This window comes from Saccharopolyspora galaxeae, from assembly GCF_016526145.1.
Taxonomy (GTDB): Bacteria; Actinomycetota; Actinomycetes; order Mycobacteriales; family Pseudonocardiaceae; genus Saccharopolyspora_C; species Saccharopolyspora_C galaxeae.
Window position 1 is genome coordinate 867,173 of record NZ_JADDUE010000001.1, and the last position, 19,956, is coordinate 887,128.

Genomic DNA, 19,956 nt, shown 5'->3' on the forward strand with positions numbered 1-19,956 from the left:
GTGAGTGGTTATGACGAAACCAACGACTTGCCGGACGGCTTGCAGGACTTCCTCAAGGGCACGATCGGCATGGAGCTGCCGGAGGGCAATGAGTTCGGCCTTCGGAACATCAGCCAGGCGCTGATCCAGTACGCCGATACGTGCCGGGACACGGCGGACCGGTTGGATTCGTTGTCGGGGGAGATCGACGACGTCTTGGACGGCGAGTTCGCCAAGCAAGTGGTCGACAAGCTGGGCACCACGTCGCCGGAGGCCCTGCGTGGGCAGGAGCAGTCGGCGCGCGATCTGGGCAGCCAGGCCAAGGATGCCGCGGCGGACATCGAGAAGACGCGGATCATGTTCATCGCCATGACGATCATGGTCGCGGCGGAGGTCGCGTATCTGCTGTCGACCCTGATCCTGGCGCCGCTGGCGGGTGCCGTCATCGCTACTGCCCGCGGCGTGATGCAAGTCGGATTGCAGCAGCTGATCAAGCAGATCGCGTCGCGCACGGCATCGGTGGTCAGCAAGATCCCCACCGCGCTGCGAGGTGCGAGCACGCAGGGCGTGGCCAAGGAAATCGGCAAGCGCGCGTGGACGACGGCGAAGTACGCCGCGGGCGGTGCGGCTTTCGGTACGGCGTTCATGGCCGGGATGGACGGTGGTATTCAGCTCGATCAGAAGAACAAGGGAACCCGGGACAAGATCAACAAGGAGTCCATCAAGGGTTCCGCGATCGGCGGTGCGATCGGTGGTGGTGCCGCAGGTGCGGCTGCTGGTGCGGCGCGGTCGGTGGCGGTGCGGGCCGAGGCGAAGCTGAGCCAGGGGCCGCGCGAGTTCAACAAGAAGATCGACAGCTTCAACTCTCAGCACGGCACGAATTTCGCGAAGGTGCCGGAGCGGCCGAACGCGAAGAGCGTCCGCGAGTTCAACAAGAAGATCGACGACTTCAACTCCCAGCACGGCACGAATTTCGCGAAGAAGCAGGAAGGGGCGGACTGGCCCCCCGGGATGCGCAAGCTGGGCGGGATGGCGGATGCCTCGCTGCAGATGCTGTCGGTGCCCGCGAGCAACCCGCTGGTGTACCTGGCCACCGACGATCATCACGGTGGTGCTGCGGACGGCATGTTCGGTGCCTTCGCGCGAGGTGGCGCGGGCGGCCGAACGGGCGGGGCCTCGGGGGAGGCGTCGTCGCGTGCGGACGCGAGTGCGCAGGCCGCGCTGGATGCGACGAATGCGGTGACGCAGGACGGGAAGTTGAAGATCCCGGAGGTGGCATCCTCCGGCGATGCGCTCAGCACGACCTCGAGCGACCTCAGCGGCTCGACGCTGGACGGTGGTTCGGACTTCTCCTCGGACGCCGAGACGCTGAACGGGGATGCGGATCGTGCTTCGACGGTTTTGCAGGGGCCTGACGACGGCGCGGTGAGTTCGCCCGGGGACGCGCCGGTGACGACGTCCTCGGACGGGGCAGGCACCGCCGACGGCGATCCCGGTGGCAGCACCGAGCCGAGCGGCTCGCCTTCGCGCTCGGTGAGCGATTTCCTCGGTGGCGCGAACACCGAGGACAGCACCGTCTCGTCCGGTCAGGGCGAGACGATTTCGTCCGCTGATGCTCCGCCGCCTTCGGGCGCGCACGAGCCGAGTCAGCAAGCCGGGGGCGTTGCTCCCGGTGCAGCGCACGGTGGCGCCGCGCCGGGTCAGGGCGGCGCTTCGGGTGCGGCTGCCGGCCCGGGCGCGCACGCACCCGGGAGGGGCGGCGCAGCTGTTGGCGGCGTGCCGCCAGCGAGTGCTGCCGGTCCCGCTGCGCCGAGTGCCGTTCCGCCGAGCACCTCGTCGACGGGCCCGGGGCCATCCGGCCAGTCGGTCCAGCCGGGTTCTGCCACCCAGTCCGGGCCTGCCACGCAGTCCGGTTCGCCCGCACCGTCCGGTCAGCAGCCCGGTGCGACCCAGCCCGGTGCGACCCAGCCCGGTGCGACCCAGCCCGGTACGACCCAGCAGGCGCAGTCCGGCCGGCCGGAGGGCGACACCGCGAACGGACGGCAGCCGGACCACTCCGGCGAGCGACCGCAGAGCACCGAAACCGCCGAGGGAACCGCGACCGCGAACGAGCAAGCACGCCCGGACGATGCCGCTGCGCCCGGCCGTGCCGACGCGCAGCCGGACGCCGATAACCCGACGGGTGAGCAGGGCACCCTTCACTCGGCCGGGGAGGACGCGCCGACACCGGAGTCCGGCGATCGCCCCGAACAGCCTGATGTTCCAGCGCGGGACGAAGAGGCCATATTGGACGGTGCGCCGCCGCTGGCGGAACGTCCCGAGAGCTCCGATGTTCAGCGCAGCGAGCCGGAGGCACCGGCACGAACCGATGAGTCCACATCGGATGGTGCGGTCCCGGACGGGGAGCGGCCCGCGGACCAGTACGGCCGCACCGACGACCGGGGCGAGCCGGTTCCGGGCGGCGAACCGCTGGAGAACGGTGAACCGGCGCCGACCGGCTCCGTGCCGGGTCAGTTCCACCAGTCGCCGCAGAATCCGGGCCAGCCGCCCGCAGGGCAGTCCGCCCGCGGCGGTACTCCCGATCCGGGTGTCGACCAGGGCCGCACCGCGCAGCAGGACCCGCGGGCAGCGTCGTCCCGGCCGGACACCACGGTTCCGGGCCCGCGCACCGGCGGATCGGCCGACGCGCCCGCGGCGAACCAGCCGCGGCAGACCAGCTCCGGCCCTGCGTCCACATCGGACGCTTCGAATCCGGCGACTTCTTCCCGCGGCCCCGCGGCCGACACCGCTCGGCGCGATGCCGCGGACGACGAGCAGGGCCCGAATCTGGTTCCGCCCGATTCCCGCGCCGCGGGCGAGACCACGCAGCCCGAACACGACGGCACCACCCAGCAGCGGCCCGCGGACCCGCCGCGGCACGACCCGCCGCCGTTGTTCGCGTACCTCGCGGGCGGTTTCGAGCATTTCGTGCCGCCCGCGGAGCTTTCACGCCATGCCGGCGATGCCTCCACCGCGAACCGCCTGCGGATTCCCTCGGGCGACGTGATCGGGCGCAACCGGTCCCTGGTGCACGGCGGTGTGGCCGCGCAGCGGCCGGTCGTCAGCGCTTGGGGAAGCTCCACCGGTACCGCGTTCACCCGCGGCCCCGTGCCGGAGGGGGCTACCGGGCCGGTCGGCGACTCGCCGCGCGAGCCCGGCCCGGGCTCGCCGGACGCGGAGGGCAACGCGCGCACGGACGACGGCGCGCACGACCCGAACCGGCCGGCCGAAGACCCGGCGTGGCGGCGTTCGATGGCCAGGTCGGCGCCGTGGTTCGATCCGCAGCCGGATCCGCTGCGCCCGGACGAGTGGGAGCACCTGCGGGGCGCTCTGCCGGACGCCACGGTGCGGACCACTTGGCGGCTGGCCACGATGAACGGCAGCTACCTTCTGGGACAACTCCGCTACGACTGGCGCCGGATCGAGGTCCGGCCCGGTCGTTTCGTGCAGGAGTTCACGTTCAAGGCGGGGTTGGAGACCGAGCAGCAGCTGAAGCTGTTGGAGCTGACCGACGACCTGGAATTGCTCCGCGCGCAGCACGCGGACAACCGGGTGACCCGGACCGAAGAGGTCCTCGACCGGCTCCGTGCGGAGTCGGCCGACACCGCTCGGATCGAGCGTGCGCAGGCCCGCCTCGAAACCCGCCGGAACGAGGCCGCCGAGCAGTGGAAGACGGCTCGTGCGGCGCACGCCGAAGTAATGCACCGGCAGCAGTTGATCGACGACATGAAGCAGCAGACCTGGCTGCGGATGGATGCGCTGGTCAACCGGGGCTATCGGATGCCGGGCTCCGGTGATCAGTTCCACTTCCGGGTGGAGTTCTTCGACGATCCGGCGCAGGGGCATGCACCGATCGAGCTGAGCAGCGACCCGGCCACCCGCTCGCACATGAGCCTCTGGAACATGCACGAGGCCGGAGACGTCTTCGTGCACGAGCTCCTGCACCGCCTCGGCATACCCGACGAGTACGCCGAGGCCCCGCCGTTCCGGGTCGGCAGCAGGCGCACCGCGGACGGCCAGGTGTGGCCGGAATACACCGTCAACCTGCACGTGAACGGCGACGCGCACTTGGCGCCGTACCGCGACGAAGTGGCCGCGGCCGAACGCGACGCCGCGGAGCTGACGGAGGTGGCCGAGCAGGACCGCCAGTACGCCGAATTCCTCGGTCCGCGACCGGATGCCGGGTCCGGCGACGCCCCGCGCCAGGTGATCGACGCGCACGACAGGGCAGCCGCCGCGCAGCAGCAGGCGCAGCGCAAGCAGGAAGAGGCGGCGCAAGCGCGGCAGCGGCTCGTGGACGAGCAGCACAAGGTCGAGCAGCTGCGCGCCCGTGCGGTGGACGGGGTCGAGAAGTTCTACCGGCCGGACCGGATGAACAACAGCAACGATCCGTCGGCGGGCTACTTCGTCAAACTCGAGCTGGACAACGGTCAGCCGATCTCGGACAGCATCGGGATCACCATCGAACCGGACTCGACCGGCGACCGCTCCTCGTGGGGCATCGACGAGGACGGGACCCGCATCGCCCGCAAGGTCGGCCGGACCCTGGGGCTGGACGACGGATTCCTCGGGCAGATGGAGAACGGCGCGGTCGACGGCAAGGTGCCGCGCCCGGACGGCGCGGACGAGCGGCGGGTGCTGAACCGGGCTGATCCCCCCATGCCGCGGGACACCGCCACCGGCCGGCCGCATCGAGCGCAGAACATGCACGTCCCCGACGACGGGTTGATGGGCACCAATCCCAAATCCTTCCTGCCGCGGCACCTGTGGCGGATCCAGGACGTCGCGCACAGCCAGGGATTGCGGCCGGACATGGCGATACCGGGTGCCGAGCGGCTGGCCAGGCGGGTGGACCACCTGCTCTCCCGCGAGCAGGTGGATTCGGACGCGGTGTTGACCGAGCTGGGCAAGGCGGGCGGCGATCCGGCGGCGGTGCAACAGCTGCGTACCGCGTTCCTGGACGGCACCGGCGAGCCGCTGGACGCGATGCTGCAGCTGCACTTCGGTGACGACGCGCTCAGCCGCGCGCAATGGCGCGCCGAGGACGCCGCGAACGGCAAGCCGGACGCCACCGTGTCGGCGCAGCGGCTCGAACAGCTGCTCTCCCGCGATCAGGTCAGCGAAGAAGCGGTGCTGACCGAGCTGGGCAAGGCGGGCGGCGATCCGGCGGCGGTGCAACAGCTGCGTACCGCGTTCCTGGACGGCACCGGCGAGCCGCTGGACGCGATGCTGCGGCTCGATCTCGGTGACGAGGGATACCACCGCGCGCAGTGGCAGCTGGAGTTGGGCGATCCCGCCACGCTGCAGAGCCTGGACGAGACTCGTCCGTCCACTCCGGACAGTCAGGAGGGGCGGGGCTGGCGCAGCGGCAACCCGCCGCGGCACGACCCGCCGCCGCCACCGTTCGCGCACCTGCTGGACAGCGCCGGGCAGCCGCCTACCGCCCGGCCGCCCCGCGATGGCGCGGACGGCTCGGCGCTCGAAGTGCCGGCGGGTGGCCGGAACCGGGCCGGTTCCGGGCCGTACGAAGGCGTTTCCGGAGTGATGGGCGGGGCGCAGTCCGCGCAGCGACCGGTCGAAGGCGCAGCCACGGGGACCTCGTTCACCCGGCAGACCACGCTGGACGAGGACGTCCGCGGTGCCGCGGAGCGGGGCTACGGCAAGCTCTCCCCGGCCGCCGCGCGCAGCGCGCTGGACGCCACCGGCGCGCTGCTCAGCGACGCGCGGGCGCGGCCGGATACGGTGCCGACCTCGCTGTGGCAGGCCATCGCCTACCGGATGGCGCAGCAGGAGCACGGTCGCGCGCAGGAACTCGTGCAGCGCTACCAAGCCGACCCCGACTCGCTGACGTCCGACGGCGGGCCGCACCGCACCGGGCGCCCGGACGTCGATGCGGCGCAGTCCGGCCAGAACCGCCCGCAAGACGCCGAACGGTCGCCGGAACGCAACGGCGACGATGGTGCGGGCCGCGACGGCGACCGGCAGGACAACAGCGGCGACCGGCAGGAAACCAGCGACAAGCCGGAAACCCCGATGTCCGCGGACGAGATCCGCGAAGCGCTGCCGGAGTACATCCGCGACGGCCAATCGCTCGGCCCGCTCACCCCGATCGGCGCGACCCGCAGGCCCGAGCTGTCCGGGGAGAACACCCGCGACCTGCCGTTCACCGGCCCGGACGTGGTGGCCTCGCTGAACAAGCTGCTGCCCGGGAAAGCGGGCAAGTGGGAGGACGTCCACCTCGCGCAGAAGCAGATCGACAACGAGCCGCAGTCGCTGGTCGGCGAGGGCGACACCTTCATCGTGCGCAAGGGCGGCGAGTACTACGAGCTGGGCGTCAGAGCCACGCCGCTGTGGGACCGGATGCGCCCGATGAAGACGGTGCTGGATGCCGATCTGCGGGCGAGGACGATTCCGGTCAACAACACCAGCGACATCACGCTGGTCGACCGCAACGACCTCTCGCGGGACGGGACGTTCAGCCCGCAGCTGGCCTACACCGCGATCCCCGGCCTGTACCTGTACGTGAACCCGACCGTGCCGTTCACGTACTCGGAAGGCGCCACGTCGAAGCACACCGCCAAGTTCGGCGCCAGCAACAGGTTCGACCTGAAGAACCTGCAGGACGTGGAAGTGCCGATGCGGTTCGACTTCACGTTGCGCGGCAAGCACGGCGAGCGCGTCATCCCGAGCGGGGTCATGCCCGATGTGGACCCCGCGACGCAGCGGTTCCGGCCGTTCACGAGCACCGATGTGGGCAACGTGGCGCTGCGAGTGCCGATCGGGCTCGACAGCGGGAGGTGGCTCGGGAACCTGCTTGCGGCCGAGTACGCGCGCAGCGACGGCTACGCGTCGCCGCTCGACGCCGGACGGCTGGAGAACCTCGGTGCCGCGGGCGTGCACCGGCTCGGGCAGCTCGGCGACGCTGGGCGGCGGGCGATCCGCGACAGCAACGTGACCGGCGCCACGATCCACATCAAGCCGTCCCGCGGATCGTTCTTCGAGCAGGTCAAGGCGCGGCTGGACCGGAAGTACTCGCAGGAGACCGATGTCGGCGCGCACGGCCGCCCGGTGCTGGCGAACTTCCTGCACGGCAGCAACATCGCGGCCCTGCTGCCGAAGATGGCGGTGTTCGACGGTGCGCACCCGCAGGACGGGTGGACCCGGATCGACGACGAGATCTACCGCGGGCGGGGACTGTCGAAGTTCCGCACCCAGCCCGGCACCCGGGTGGAGATGCGCGCCGTCGCCAAGTGGATCAAGTTGGCCGACGAGCAGCCCGACCTGCGCAACCGCAACGCCGGGATCAGCAACTCCGGCCGCGCGGAGACCCGCAGTGCCGGCCGCGGCGGCGGGGTCAACGTCGTGGTCGGTCCCGGCGGCGAAGTGCTCGGGCACCGCGCCATGGCCGGGCCGAACGTCGGTTTCAACCGCGGCACGAACCGCGCGCAGGAGGTCAGCGGTTCGACCGAGGTCGCGAACACCTTGGAGAAGACCGGCGACGCCGTCGGCCTGCAGCTCGCCTTCGAGATGCAGGTGCGCGAGCTGGGCGGCCGTCCGTTCACCTTGGACGGTCTGTTCGTCGCCGACATGCTGGGGGATCTGCCCAGCGGCCGGGAAGCGGGGCTGTTCGACGGCACACCGCTGGCGGCCCGGAACCAGCCGGGCGAGTTCCGCTCCGGTGCCGACCGCACGCACTTCCTGCCGGAGTCCGTCGAGAACGGACACGCCTTCGTCGGCGACTTCGCGGAGTTCCCGGTCGGGCGGGAACTGTACGACCGGCTCGCTGACCTGCTGCGGGACGTGCCGCTGCGCGGGAAGTGGTTGGACAGCAACATGTTCGTGGGGCGGTTCGACGACCCGGACTTCGCGAAGGGGCTGTCCGCGAGGATCTCCGAGGCGCTCAAGCGGGAGCAGGACCTGGCCGGTGTGCTCGCCGATGAGCAGGTGTTCCAGCAAGTCGCGCCGCTCCTGCTGGGTGAGGGGCTCTACTTGCCGGTGTACGCGAAGGAGTTCGCGCACGACTACGTGTCGATGATCCGGTTGTCGATGGATTTCGACAACGTCCGGGACGGCGATCCGCTCCTGGTAGGTGCGCGGGACGACGCGAACGGCGACCCGGTCGCGGACAACGGCAGCAGGACCGACGACACCGCGGACACCGACGGCGAGGCGAACACCGACGGCGCGGCGAACACCGCCGACACCCCCGCGAACGGCAGCAGCAAGACCGGTGCTCAGGGCCGGGTCCACACGATCCAGAAGACGACCGAGAAGATCGGGGCGAAAACCAGCCGGTCCACTTCGTGGAGCGCGATCGGTGGCTTTCAGACGCGGTTCTACTCCGCGCTGGGCGGCGGCCTGAACGTGCTCTTCGGCGGCTACCGCACCGATTTCACCCGCAGTCATCGGCAGGATTACGAGTCCAGCAAGCAGACCGTCGCCGAAGGCAAGCGGGCCGCCGGGAGCCTGCAGGCGAACGGCAAGGTCGATCCGCAGCCGCTGCGGGAGTTCCGCGCCGATTTCCACCTGAAGGCCGAGGTGCTGTCGTACGTGCGCCCGAGCGAGGGGTTGCGCCGCGTTCTGCCGCAGCGCCCCGGCAGGGACGTGCCCAAGTTCCAGGCGCTGACCGCGGGCCTCCCGCTCGACCTGCCGCCGGAGCAGCACGGGCGGCACCGCAAACTGGCGAATCCGGCCGCGCCGATCACCAGCACCGTCGATGCCCGGTTCGTGGTCCCGGAAAGCCTCGTCTCCCGCGGCCGGCTCGGCGATGCCGGCGACGTCCCGCACTCCGAGCAAGCCGCCCGCGGCACCGAGGAGAGTCCCCAGTCCGAGCACGCAGGGCAACCCGAGCAGTTGGGCGACCGGACCGGCGGGTCGCAACGCGCCGACGCGGACTCCCCGGAACCGGTCATCCAGCAGCTCGGCGATCCGCCGCCGCTGAGCGAGCTGCCCGCCGGCGCCACCCGCAAGCTGGACTACGCCCGGCTGGTCGGCTTCCAGGGCGGCGAAGTGCTCGGGAAGATGGCCCAGGACCTGCTGAAGCGGGTCACCAACGACGATCCGATCGTGCGCTTCCCGGTCCCGGAGATCGTCCGCCCGGTGCAAGCGATGATCAACCCACGGCGGATCGAGGCCGACCCGCAGCGGTTCAGCAGGCCCCGGACCGCGGAGCTGTCCTACCAGCGGACGCGCGCCAACCTGCACGTCTCGATGGCCACCACGCTCAAACCGGTGCTGGACGACTCCGCGCCGGTGACCCGCAGCGAGTACGAGCTGATGTCCCGCGAGCTCACCGCCAGGAACAAGGTGGGCCACGCCCGGGGCTGGAACGTCACCAGCGCCGGCTTCGTGGGTTCGGTGTTCCTGGGCTACCTGGGCGGTTCGCAGCACGACGGGCACCTCGCGCAGGGCCAGGGGATCGGCGTGGTCAACACCTCGCCGTACAGCACGTCACGGGGCGCGGAGACCACGCGCGGTGTGGAAAGCGGCCATCGCACGCGGATCGAGAATCCGGCGCAGCCGGTGTACCTGGCGCGGGTCAAGGTGCACGCGGGCATGGTCGCCGAGGGCAGGTACCGGGGGAATCTGGACCCGTTCAACTGGTTCCCGGACCGCTCCGGGGTCAGGCGGCGCGGCAACATCGCCGAACTGCCCGGAACCCAGCTGATGTGGCTGACCAAGGACCAGCTCGACGAGTTGCGGCCCGGTCTGCCGGAACAGGACGGCACGGCCGCTCCGGACGCGCCGGTGCGGCCCGACGAGCCCGCGGAAGCGGGCCCGTCCGAACCCCCGCGGCACGCCGAACAGGACGGACCGGCCGAACCGCCGCTGCCGGTGCCGCCCGCGCTGGACCCGCAGCGCGCCGTCCGGCCGTCGTTCGGCCTCGGCGGGATCATCGACCCGGTCGACCTGCGCGACCAGCTCGGCCAGGTGCGGACCAGCCTGGCCGAGCGCTACGGCGCGGAGGTCGCGCAAGCCCTGCTGCCGCAGGATTCCGCCGGCAACTGGCACCAGAACCAGGACTTGCTGAACACGCTGCTCAGCGACGTCAACGACGCCGCCAAGCAGACCATGAACGGCGGCGAGCGCACCGAGCTGCGCTACGAACGCCGATTCCGCGGCAACACCTACCACTTCGCGCTGGAAGCGGAGTTCACCCCGCGCGGCGACGGCAAGCTCGTGCACGCCAACAAGCTGAAGGTCACCAACCTCGCCACACCGAGCGTGGAAAAGAAGGCGAGCCGCGCCCGGACCATGTTGAGCACCATGCTCGGCGCCCGCCTCGGCGGCCGCGGCAGCGAGATCCGCACCGGGCCGGAGCACCACCCCAGCTACGGCGCGGCAGGTACAGGGGGGCAGCTGCAGAGCCGATGGGGCTTCCGCAAGCGGACGGGTACCGAGACCGAGGAGACCGGCCTCGAGCACTCCGCCGAAACCATCGGCCCGGTCGCCGAGTACGGCGGGGACCTGCGGCTGAAGCTGCGAGTGGGGCGCAACGAGGAGAGCTTCACCGACGCGGTCGCCGTGGACCGGCCGGTCGCGGTGACCAAGCTGCTCGAGGAATCGCTGCCTGCGCCGGACAGCCGGTACGGCCAGGTCACCCGCCGCGGCCGTGTCCCGGAGGCGGAACACACGCCGGAAGCGCTGGCGGACTGGCAGGAGCAGGGGCATCCGCAGCCCGTGCCGGACACCCAGTGGGGCGAGCACTTCTTCGGCGATGTCCAGGAAGTGATCGACGCCGCCCGCGGCGCGCTGGGCGACACCGGAGTACGCGGCAGCGAAGAGCTCAGCCGAACCTTGACGTCGTCGATCACCCTCGCGCAGCTGCTGGCCGGACTGCCGGTGGGCGGATTCAACGTTCCGCTGCACGGGCTGGGCCGGACGCTGGAGGTGCGCGTCCGTTTCCCGGACGCGCCGAAGTTCGGCAGCACCAGCGACGCGGTGGAGCTGCTCAACAAGATCAAGCCGAAGATCGAGCGTAGTTCCGAACTGGAAACCGGACACACCAGCGAGGTGCGCCAAACCGAACCGTGGGGCATGGGCGGTGAGCGCCACGCGAGCGACCGCCACGCATTCGGGCAGCACTCCGGCTACTTCGCCCGCGACCTGATGGCGCTGTCCTCGCGGGACCCCGCCAAGCTGACCCAGAGCGGCGAACTGCATTCCTACGAAGCGGAGCGCCAGCCCACCGCGGATTCGGTCATCCACAACGAGGAGACCCTGACCCGGGCGCTGCTGAACAACGTCGAGTTCCGCGTGGTCGCCAGGGAGAACCCGAGCGGGATGCCGCTGGTCGGGTCCATGGTCGACCGGTGGCGCGGCTTGTCCACCGGTGCTCGGGACGTCGCGTTCCGGGACGCCTACGTCAACCGGATGTACGACGACGTGGCCACCGAGCACACCGGCCACACCTTGTCGCCGGAGCTGGCGCAGGCCACCAAGGACCTCAAGGAGAAGGGCAAGACCTACCGGGAAGCCACGCAGCAGCTCGTTGCGGCCAGGGAGGAGGCCCAGCGACAGGAGGCCCAGCAGCAGGACGGCGGGCAGCGGGACGGCGACTCCGCGCAGCCGGACCGGGCCGCCGACGACTCCGCCGGGCGGGACGGCGTGGCCGAAGCGGAGCGGCAGGAGTCCGCGGCACGCTCGGAATTCTGGAAGACCAAGCGGGATTGGGATCGGCTCACCGTCGCGGAGCAGGCCCGCGACGCGCAGGCGCGGGAGCAGGCGCGGCGGGCGCGCCTGCGGGGCGAATCGCCGCCGCAGCGCGACGACCGGCCGGCCCGCCACGACGAGCACCGGCAGCACGAGCCGGGGCAGCCGGCCCGCCGGGGCAACCGCGGCGACTCCCCGCTGTCCGGCTGGCGGGGCTTGCTCGGCGGCGGGCGCCCCCGTCCCGAACCGCTGCCGGACATCCCGGAAGAGAGCGGATTCGAGCTGTCCGACCTCGGCCCCGGTGATCAGCCCGCCCGCGGCGCGGACGAACTGCCCGATCCGCGGAGCCCGCGGGACGATCAGGTTCCTGGCGACACCGAACGGTCCACTTCGGACGGTTCGGGACGGCCGCACGATCCGGATTACCAGGCACCCGGGTTGCTGCCGCCGATCCCGCGGATCGCCGGGGACGGCAGCCTCTCCAGCTGGCTCGACGAGTTGGGCGCCGACGACGGGACGGTGCGCGGTGAGCAGGCCGCGCCGGATTCGCTGACGCCGGACCCGACCCACCGGCCCGCTAGCCCCCAGCGCGTCGAGATGGGCGCAACGGTCCCTCCTTACCGCGCGTTGCTGGACGCGCTGCGGCAGTCGGAGCAGCGCGCCGTGGACGAGGCCGCGCGGACGCTCGGCGACCGCGACGCGCTGAGCCGACCGATCCGTGACACCGGGGCCGGCCGGGACGGCGCGACTACTCCGGACATCACGGCACCGCCCGCTTGGGACCGCGCGGCGACCGAGCGGCTGACCGGACGCGTGGTCCGGATGCTGGAGGACGGTCTGCGCGACCGCCCGGGGGAGCTGCTGCTGACCTCGGTCGACGACCTGGTGCGCAGCCATCCCGACCCGGCGCTGATCTGGAACGCGGCGATCACGCACCTGGCCGAGCACCCGGCTTCCGGCCCGCTGATCGAAGCCGCCACCTTCGTCCGCGAGGAGAACGGCAGGCCGCGGCCCGTCGACTTGCCGCGGCACGCCGCCAACGTGCTCCGCCTCGACGAAGCCGCGCTGTACCAGCGCGGCGGTGAGGCCGGCGCGCTCACCCGCATCGAGAACCCAGGTGCCCCGGTCCCGGACTCCGGTGCGACTCCGCCGGAGTCGATTGTTCCGTTGGGTCGTGGGCGGAGTTTGACGGCTGAGCAGGTGGATGTTGTCGGGCTGCGGGACGGTCCGGATGGTGAAGAGGTCGGTTTCGGGTTTCCGCACAGTGCTGATGAGGCTGCGGCGATGCGTGGTGCTTTTGAGCGTGGTGCGCTTTCGCGGGCGGCGGAGTTGTACGGCATCCCGAAGGGTGTGAAGCCTAATGTGGCGGCGCCGCATTTTGCGGATGGCCGGTTTGTGGTGCGTGCGAAGTCGGGGCAGTTGCACTCGCTCGATCATGAGCAGATGGTCGGGTTGTTGCTGAGTGCTGGTCGTGCTGGTGGGGTGTGGTCGCAGCAGCGGCCGTTGCTGTGGTTTAGCTGCAATCTGGGTGATCCGGTGAATGCGGTTGTGTCGACCGGTTTGCGGGATTTGCTGGCTGGTTCCGTGGGGGAGCAGCGGGCGCCGGTGGGCCGGCCGGAGTTGACCAGCGAGGGCGGCGTCGGGTTGCTCGGCGATTCCGGTGTTTCCCGGTTGGGCGTGGGCGAGGTGCATCGGGCCGACCCGGCGCAACTCGGTCCGCAGGAGGGCAGCCGGACCCAGCTGACAGGCGATGCCGGTGAACGCGCCCGGCTGAAGTCCGAAATTTCGAACTTGGTCGCTGCGGTGGACCGGAATCTGACGGCGTTGCCCGCTGACCAGTTCCGGCAGGCGCGCGCAGGAATGACTACGTGGCCGGACTCGCTCCGCCGCGGAATGTTGGACAGCATGTCCATCGAGGGCCTCCGCACGATGCTGGAAACCGGGCGGAGGATGGCCGAACAGATTCGCACGGAACGCTTCCGCCGGATCGAGCAGCTGAACCGGCAGGTGGACGAGGACCGCGAATCGTCCGGCGAACTGCTGCCGGACTTCCATCGGGGTGGTGTGCCCGGCGGGGCGAGCTCCCGGCCGGATGCGCAGCTCGGTTTCGAGGTCGAATTCCAGCTGTCCAACTTGGACGCGAAGGTGAACGCGCTGGGCAACGCGCTCGCCGGCCGCGGCCACCTGTACTGGGTCGACGGGCAGAAGTTGCCGGAACCCGACGACCCGGTGGTCGAGCAAGCGCGCGAGCAGGGCAAATGGGCAATGGTCCGGGAGCGGCCGGAGGCCGGCGCCGTTGAGCTCGTCTCGCCGATCATCCGCCCCGGCCAGGACCCCGCGACCTGGCCGAGCTTCGAAGAGATCTTGCACGCGGTCCGGTACCTCGACGGCGACGCGGGCAACATGGGCGGTCACGTCAACGTGAGCTTCACCGAATCGCTGACGCCGCACGAGTACCTGCGGCTGGCGCGGCTGGGCAAGGCGTTCGAATCCATGATGTACCGCTTGGGCAATTACCAGCGCGGCGGTAAGCAGCGTTCCCTCCACCAGGTGGGCCCGAATCCGTTGCCGCCGGACCCGTCCGCGGTGTCGTCGTTCGACGATGTGCGCCGGTTCAGCCGCGGCAAGTACGACGCGTTGAACTTCCAGCACGTCGAAGGTGACCCCGGCAGTCACCGGGTGGAGTTCCGGTTCTGGGCGGGCAGCGTGGACCCGGGCGTGTGGCAGGCCCATGCCGAGCTGAGTGCGGCGATGCTGGCGGCGGCGAAGGACCCGTCCATCGACACGCGCCTGGAGGCGCTGCTGGCCGAGCCGATGCTGCTGGGCAAGGCACCCGCCGGGGTTTCGGAGCTGGCGCAGTTCCTGGAGCTGCTGCCGATGAACCCGCACTCGCAGGAGCAGGCGGTCCAGCTGTTCAACTCGACCAAGCCGTGGACCGAGTCCGCGATAAACGACTTCCAGGAGCGGTCGCAGACGGTCGGCTTGCCGGGCGACGGTGGGCTGCTGTTCCCCGCGCACGGGCAGTCGGTGGCCTCGGCGATGCAAACGGCGCGGGTCGTGCAGCACTACCCGAACGCCGATGTGGTGATGGCCGAACTGGTGCCGGGCTCCGAAGAGATCGCGCTCTGGAACAATGACTCCTTGAGCGGCGACGAATTCGGAGCACTCCTCGCGCGCCGAGGGGCCGGCACGACCAAGCCGTTGGTGCTGGCGATGTCCCGCGCACCCGGCGCGGAGTGGTTCGAGAAGTTCGTCGAGAAATTCGACTACCCGGTGCTGAGCGCGTCGAACGTGGCGCTCACCCGGGACGGCCGGCTCATGCCGGTCCGGTCCGACGTCGGCGCGGACGGCAGGATGCGGATCGGGTTCGATCCGGACGGCTGGGTCGAACACTACGACGACGGTTCGAGGGCCACCGGAGAAGTCGAGTTGGGCCGCGCGCTCGCCGCAGTCGACGAGCGCGCCATGAGTGCGGAAAGTGCGCAGGAGCCCGTCCAGCGGGTCGTAATGGGCGGCCCCGAGCCGGCGTGGTCCTCCCGCAGTGCGCAGGACGTCAGCGAAGCGGCGGACCGGATGCTGCGGGACGTCGAGGATTCCGTGCGGCCGAACCGGACGGAGCCCGCGCCGCTGTTGGGCGAGGATTACTTCGGCCTGCTGAGCCCGGCCCCCCGCCCGGAATGGCTGTCCGATGTGGACCACATCGGGCTGACGACCGCGGAACTCGGGTCGCTGCTGGAGGCGGCCGACCTCACCCACGACGCCCCCGCCTCCTTGAGCCGTGCGGACCTGACGTCCACGCCGGAGCAGGTGTTGCCGGTGCACCGGCCGGAGCAGACTCGCTCGGACTGGGCACCAGGCGAGGTCGAGCGGCTCCCTGCCGACCTGGAGATGCCCGCGCTGCTGCACACGGTCTGGCTGGGCGGCCCGGTCGTGCCCTCCGGTGGTACGGCGCCGGTGTGGCACAACTTCGGGGATGCCGCGTCGAAGTACACCGGCGGCACTTCGGTGCTGTGGACCGACGTCCCGCGCGCGGATTTCCAAGCCGCACGGGAAAACCCCGCGCCCACCGACGGTTCCCCGGATCCGCATGCCGCGGTGCGGCAGATGTCCGATTGGGCGCAGCGCAACAACGTGCGCCTGGTCAACATCCACGAGATGTTCCACGCGGATTCCCCGATGCGGCTGGCCGCCCGCTTCAACAGCCAATCCGCGCAGCTGTCCGGCCGCGGATGGGCCGGTGCCAGCGACATCGCCCGCCTGGAGATTCTCCGCGCGTTCGGCGGCACTTACACCGACGGGGACAACACGGTGCGCGACCCGGACCTGGCACAGGCGGTCGCCCGCACGCCGGAAGCCTGGGCGCTGCTGACGACCAGCAAGAAGCTGATCGGCAATTCGGCGTTCGCGATGCCCCGTCACCATCCGGTGGCGGATTACCTGCTGGAGCACATGGAGCGGAAATTCGCCGCGACCCAGCGGGGACGGTTCGGCGAGGCGATGGACCTGCCCAACGAGGTCTTCGACGCCCCCAAGATGCGATCCCGCCGGTACTCGGTGATGCAGCGCGGGCCGGATCTGCTGAACGACGTGGCGGCCGCGCTGGGCTACCGGGAGGCGACCGATCTTCCGACGGTGCCCGCGGTGCACCCCGACTCCGCCGGATCCTGGCTGAGCGACCCGGCCGAGCAGCAGGGGCCGAGCAGCGATCAGGTCGGTAAACCGGCGCCGATCCGCGATCCTGCCGGGTCCGCCGACCTGACCCGCAAGGTCGTCCAGACGCTGGTGCGCGATCTGCACAATCGCGAGGGGGACCTGCACCGCACCGCTGTGGGCCCGGCTCTCGCGCGGCACGCCGATCCGGACGCGGTGTGCACCGCCGCGCTCCGGTTCATCGCGAACCGTCCGGAGCTGGCCGGCATGGTCCGCTCGATCACCGACCGCTATTGGGCGGACGGCGAGTTCCACGACACGCCTCTTCCCGAGGCAGCGCGCGACCTGTTCGTGGTGGCCCCCGCCGGGCACCGGGACATGCTGGCGGAGACGGTGAAACCGGCAGCGGTGCGCACGCCTGCGACGAGCCTGGACTTCGGCCCCGGTGCGGGCGAGCTGCCCGCCGGCGTCCGGTCCGAAGTGGACTGGATGGCGGCGGTTGCCGGGGCGCTGGGGCTGGAGCACGAATCCGGGCCGGGGCCGTCCGTCGAGGTCCGCGGTGACGAGGCGGCCGCGCAGCAGGTCGCGTCCGAACTCCGCGAACGTCTCGCGCAGCACGCGCCGGGTCCGCTCCGCCCCGATGTGGTGGTCCTGCCGGAATCCGGGCGGACGACCGTCGACCTGGCGGTGAAACCGCTCGATCAGAACTGGCAGGCGAAGGTCGACGCGGCGCGCGACATGCCGGTCGAGTCCCCGGAAAGCCGTCCGGAGGCACCGGAAGATCCGGACCCGTACGATTCGTTCGCCGACCAGAACGAGGGTCGGAACGAGGACTCCGACAGCGATTCCGACGGCGGCTTCTTCGCGATGCCGATCCGGGGTTCGGGTGGTGAGCAGGCGGCACGCCGTGACTCGGTCGACTCGGACAGCGACTCCGACGACAACTTTTTCGCGGTGCAGCCGAACCGGTCGGTGGAGATGGGGCCGAATTCCGCCGACGGGCCGGAGTCGATTGTTCCGTTGGGTCGTGGGCGGAGTTTGACGGCTGACCAGGTGGACATCGTCGGGCTGCGGGACGGTCCGGATGGTGAAGAGGTCGGTTTCGGGTTCCCGCACAGTGCCGATGAGGCTGCGGCGATGCGTGGTGCTTTCGAGCACGGTGCGGCTTCGCGGGCGGCGGAGCTTTACGGCGTCCCCGAAGGCGCGAAGCCTTACGCGGCGGCGGCGCATTTCGCCGATGGCCGGTTCGTGGTGCGCGCCAAGTCGGGGCAGTTGCATTCGCTTGATCATGAGCAGATGGCCGGTTTGTTGTTGAGTGCTGGTCGTCTTGGTGGGGGGTGGTCGCAGCAGCGGCCGTTGTTGTGGTTGAGCTGCAATCTGGGTGATGCGGTGAATTCGGCTGTGTCGCAGGGGTTGCGGGATTTGTTGTCTGCGCATGTCGGTGAGCAGCGGGTCTCGGTCGGTCGTCCGGAGCTGTTCGAGCGCGGTGGTGTCAAGCTCCATGGCGATGCGGGGGTTTCCCGGCTGGGTGATGGTGTGGTTCACCGTGCGGATCCGGCGGAACTCGGCTCGCAGGAAGGACACCGGGTCCGGCTGCCCGGCAACACCGACGAGCGGGCGTCGCTGGCCGGCGAGATGTCCGGCTTGGCCGGTGCGGTGCAGCGGCGGCTGTCGACGTTGCCCGCGCAGCTGTTCCCCGAGGTGCGCGAGCAGGTCGCGTCCTGGCCGGACGCCGCGAACCCCGGGGTGTTCAACAACCTCCCGGTGGACGCGCTCCGCGCGATGGTGCGAGAGACCCGTGGCCTGCTGGAGCGCGTGAGCGGGGAATCGGCGGGCCAGCGGGGTTCCACCGCCGATTACGGCGCGAGCTCCCGCCCGGGCACGGCTGCGAACCCGGGCACGGCTGCGAACCCCGGCACGGCTGCCAACACTGGCGAGGCTTCGCACGCGCCCTCCGTCCCGCTCATCTCGCAGTCGGACCGCGCGCGGTTCGCCTCCGGCATCGGCACGCTGATCGGCCAGGTGCGCCGGAACCTTGCCGTGCTGCCCCCGTCCGCGCTTCCGCGGGTGCGCGCGCAGGTCTCCGCGTGGCCTGCCCAGGTGCAGCCCGGCATGTTCGACCGGCTGAGTCTCGACGAGCTGCGCAAGTTCGAACGCAGGGCGCAGCGCGTGCTGCGCGAGGTGCGCGCGGAACGCAGCGCGCAGGTCGGTGAGATCTTCCGCCAGGCGCAGCAGGAGCGGAACCACTCCGGTGCGGCGTCCCCGGGCTTCTACCGGCACGGGCTGCCCGGCGGGGTCAGCTCGCGCCGTGCCGCGGCGCTCGACCTGCCGGTGGTTTTCCGGCTGCCGCAGGAGGGTTTCGCTGCTCGGCTGGATGGGCTGGGGCAGCGGTTGGCGGATGCCGGTGTGCTGGGTTCGTGGTCGCCGGGTCGTGGGTTGCCGGATGCGGCTGATCCGGCGGTGGCTTCCGCGGTTCGGGAGGCGAATGCGCGGGGCGAGTGGGCGATGGTCGCCGATGGTTCCGGTGCGGTGCGGTTGGTGCCGCCGCCGTTGCGGCCGGGTCACGACGCTCGTGCGTGGTCGGATTTCGCCGGGGTGCTCCACGAGGTCCAGGCCGCGGGCGGACACACCGAGAACGTCCCCGGCAGCGTCGGGGTCGGCTTCACCCAGCCGGTCACGCCCGCCGTCGACCTGCCGGTGGTTTTCCGGCTGCCGCAGGAGGGTTTCGCTGCTCGGCTGGATGGGCTGGGGCAGCGGTTGGCGGATGCCGGTGTGCTGGGTTCGTGGTCGCCGGGTCGTGGGTTGCCGGATGCGGCTGATCCGGCGGTGGCTTCCGCGGTTCGGGAGGCGAATGCGCGGGGCGAGTGGGCGATGGTCGCCGATGGTTCCGGTGCGGTGCGGTTGGTGCCGCCGCCGTTGCGGCCGGGTCACGACGCTCGTGCGTGGTCCGGTTTCACCAGGGCGGTCGACGAGATTCAGGCCGCCGGCGGGCATGTCGAGAACATCCCTGCGAGCGCGCGGGAAGGCTTCTCGCGCCCGCCGCTGACGCCGCCCGAACACACCCGGCTGGCGCAGCTGGCCAAGGCGTTCGAGCCGGTGCTGTTCCAGCTGGGCAATCAGTCCGGCGGTGCCGCACGCGGGCTCAATGCGGTGGGCCCGAACCCGTTGCCGCCGGACCCCGCTGCGGTGGCTTCGCCCGGCGACGTCCGCGGACTGAACCGGGGCCCGCATGATGCGCTGGACTTCCGGCACGTCACGGGCTCCGGCAACGATCGAGTCGAGTTCCGCCAGTTGTCGGCGAGCCTGGATCCGGGCGTGCGGCAGGCGCAGGCGGAGTTGAGCGCGGCACTGCTGGCGGCGGCCAAGGACCGCTCCATCCACGCGCGGCTGGACGAGCTGCTGGCCGAACCGCTGCTGCTGCGCGGCGGCCCTGCCGATTTGCCGCAGCTGCTGAACCTGCTGGAACTGCTGCCGTTGAGCCCGCACGCGCAGGAACAGCTCGTCCGGCTGTTCGCCACGACCGACCCGTGGCTGGACGACGGCGGGAACGACCCGGCAGCTCGCGCGCAGAGCATGGGCCTGCCGGGCGGCAGGGGGCTGCTGTTCCCTGGCGAGGCCTACTCGGTGCAGGACGCC

1 protein-coding gene (running past one end of the window) is annotated in these 19,956 nt (G+C 71.0%); it reads left to right on the forward strand.

Features of this window, described 5'->3' with window-relative positions:
• A protein-coding gene (locus INP57_RS03865; RefSeq protein WP_200068565.1) for a WXG100-like domain-containing protein crosses the window boundary here: on the forward strand, positions 1-19,956 show its start. Its footprint extends 27,981 nt past the window's final position; 19,956 of the gene's 47,937 nt are visible here — the first part of the coding sequence; its start codon is at positions 1-3; the stop codon falls past the right edge of the window.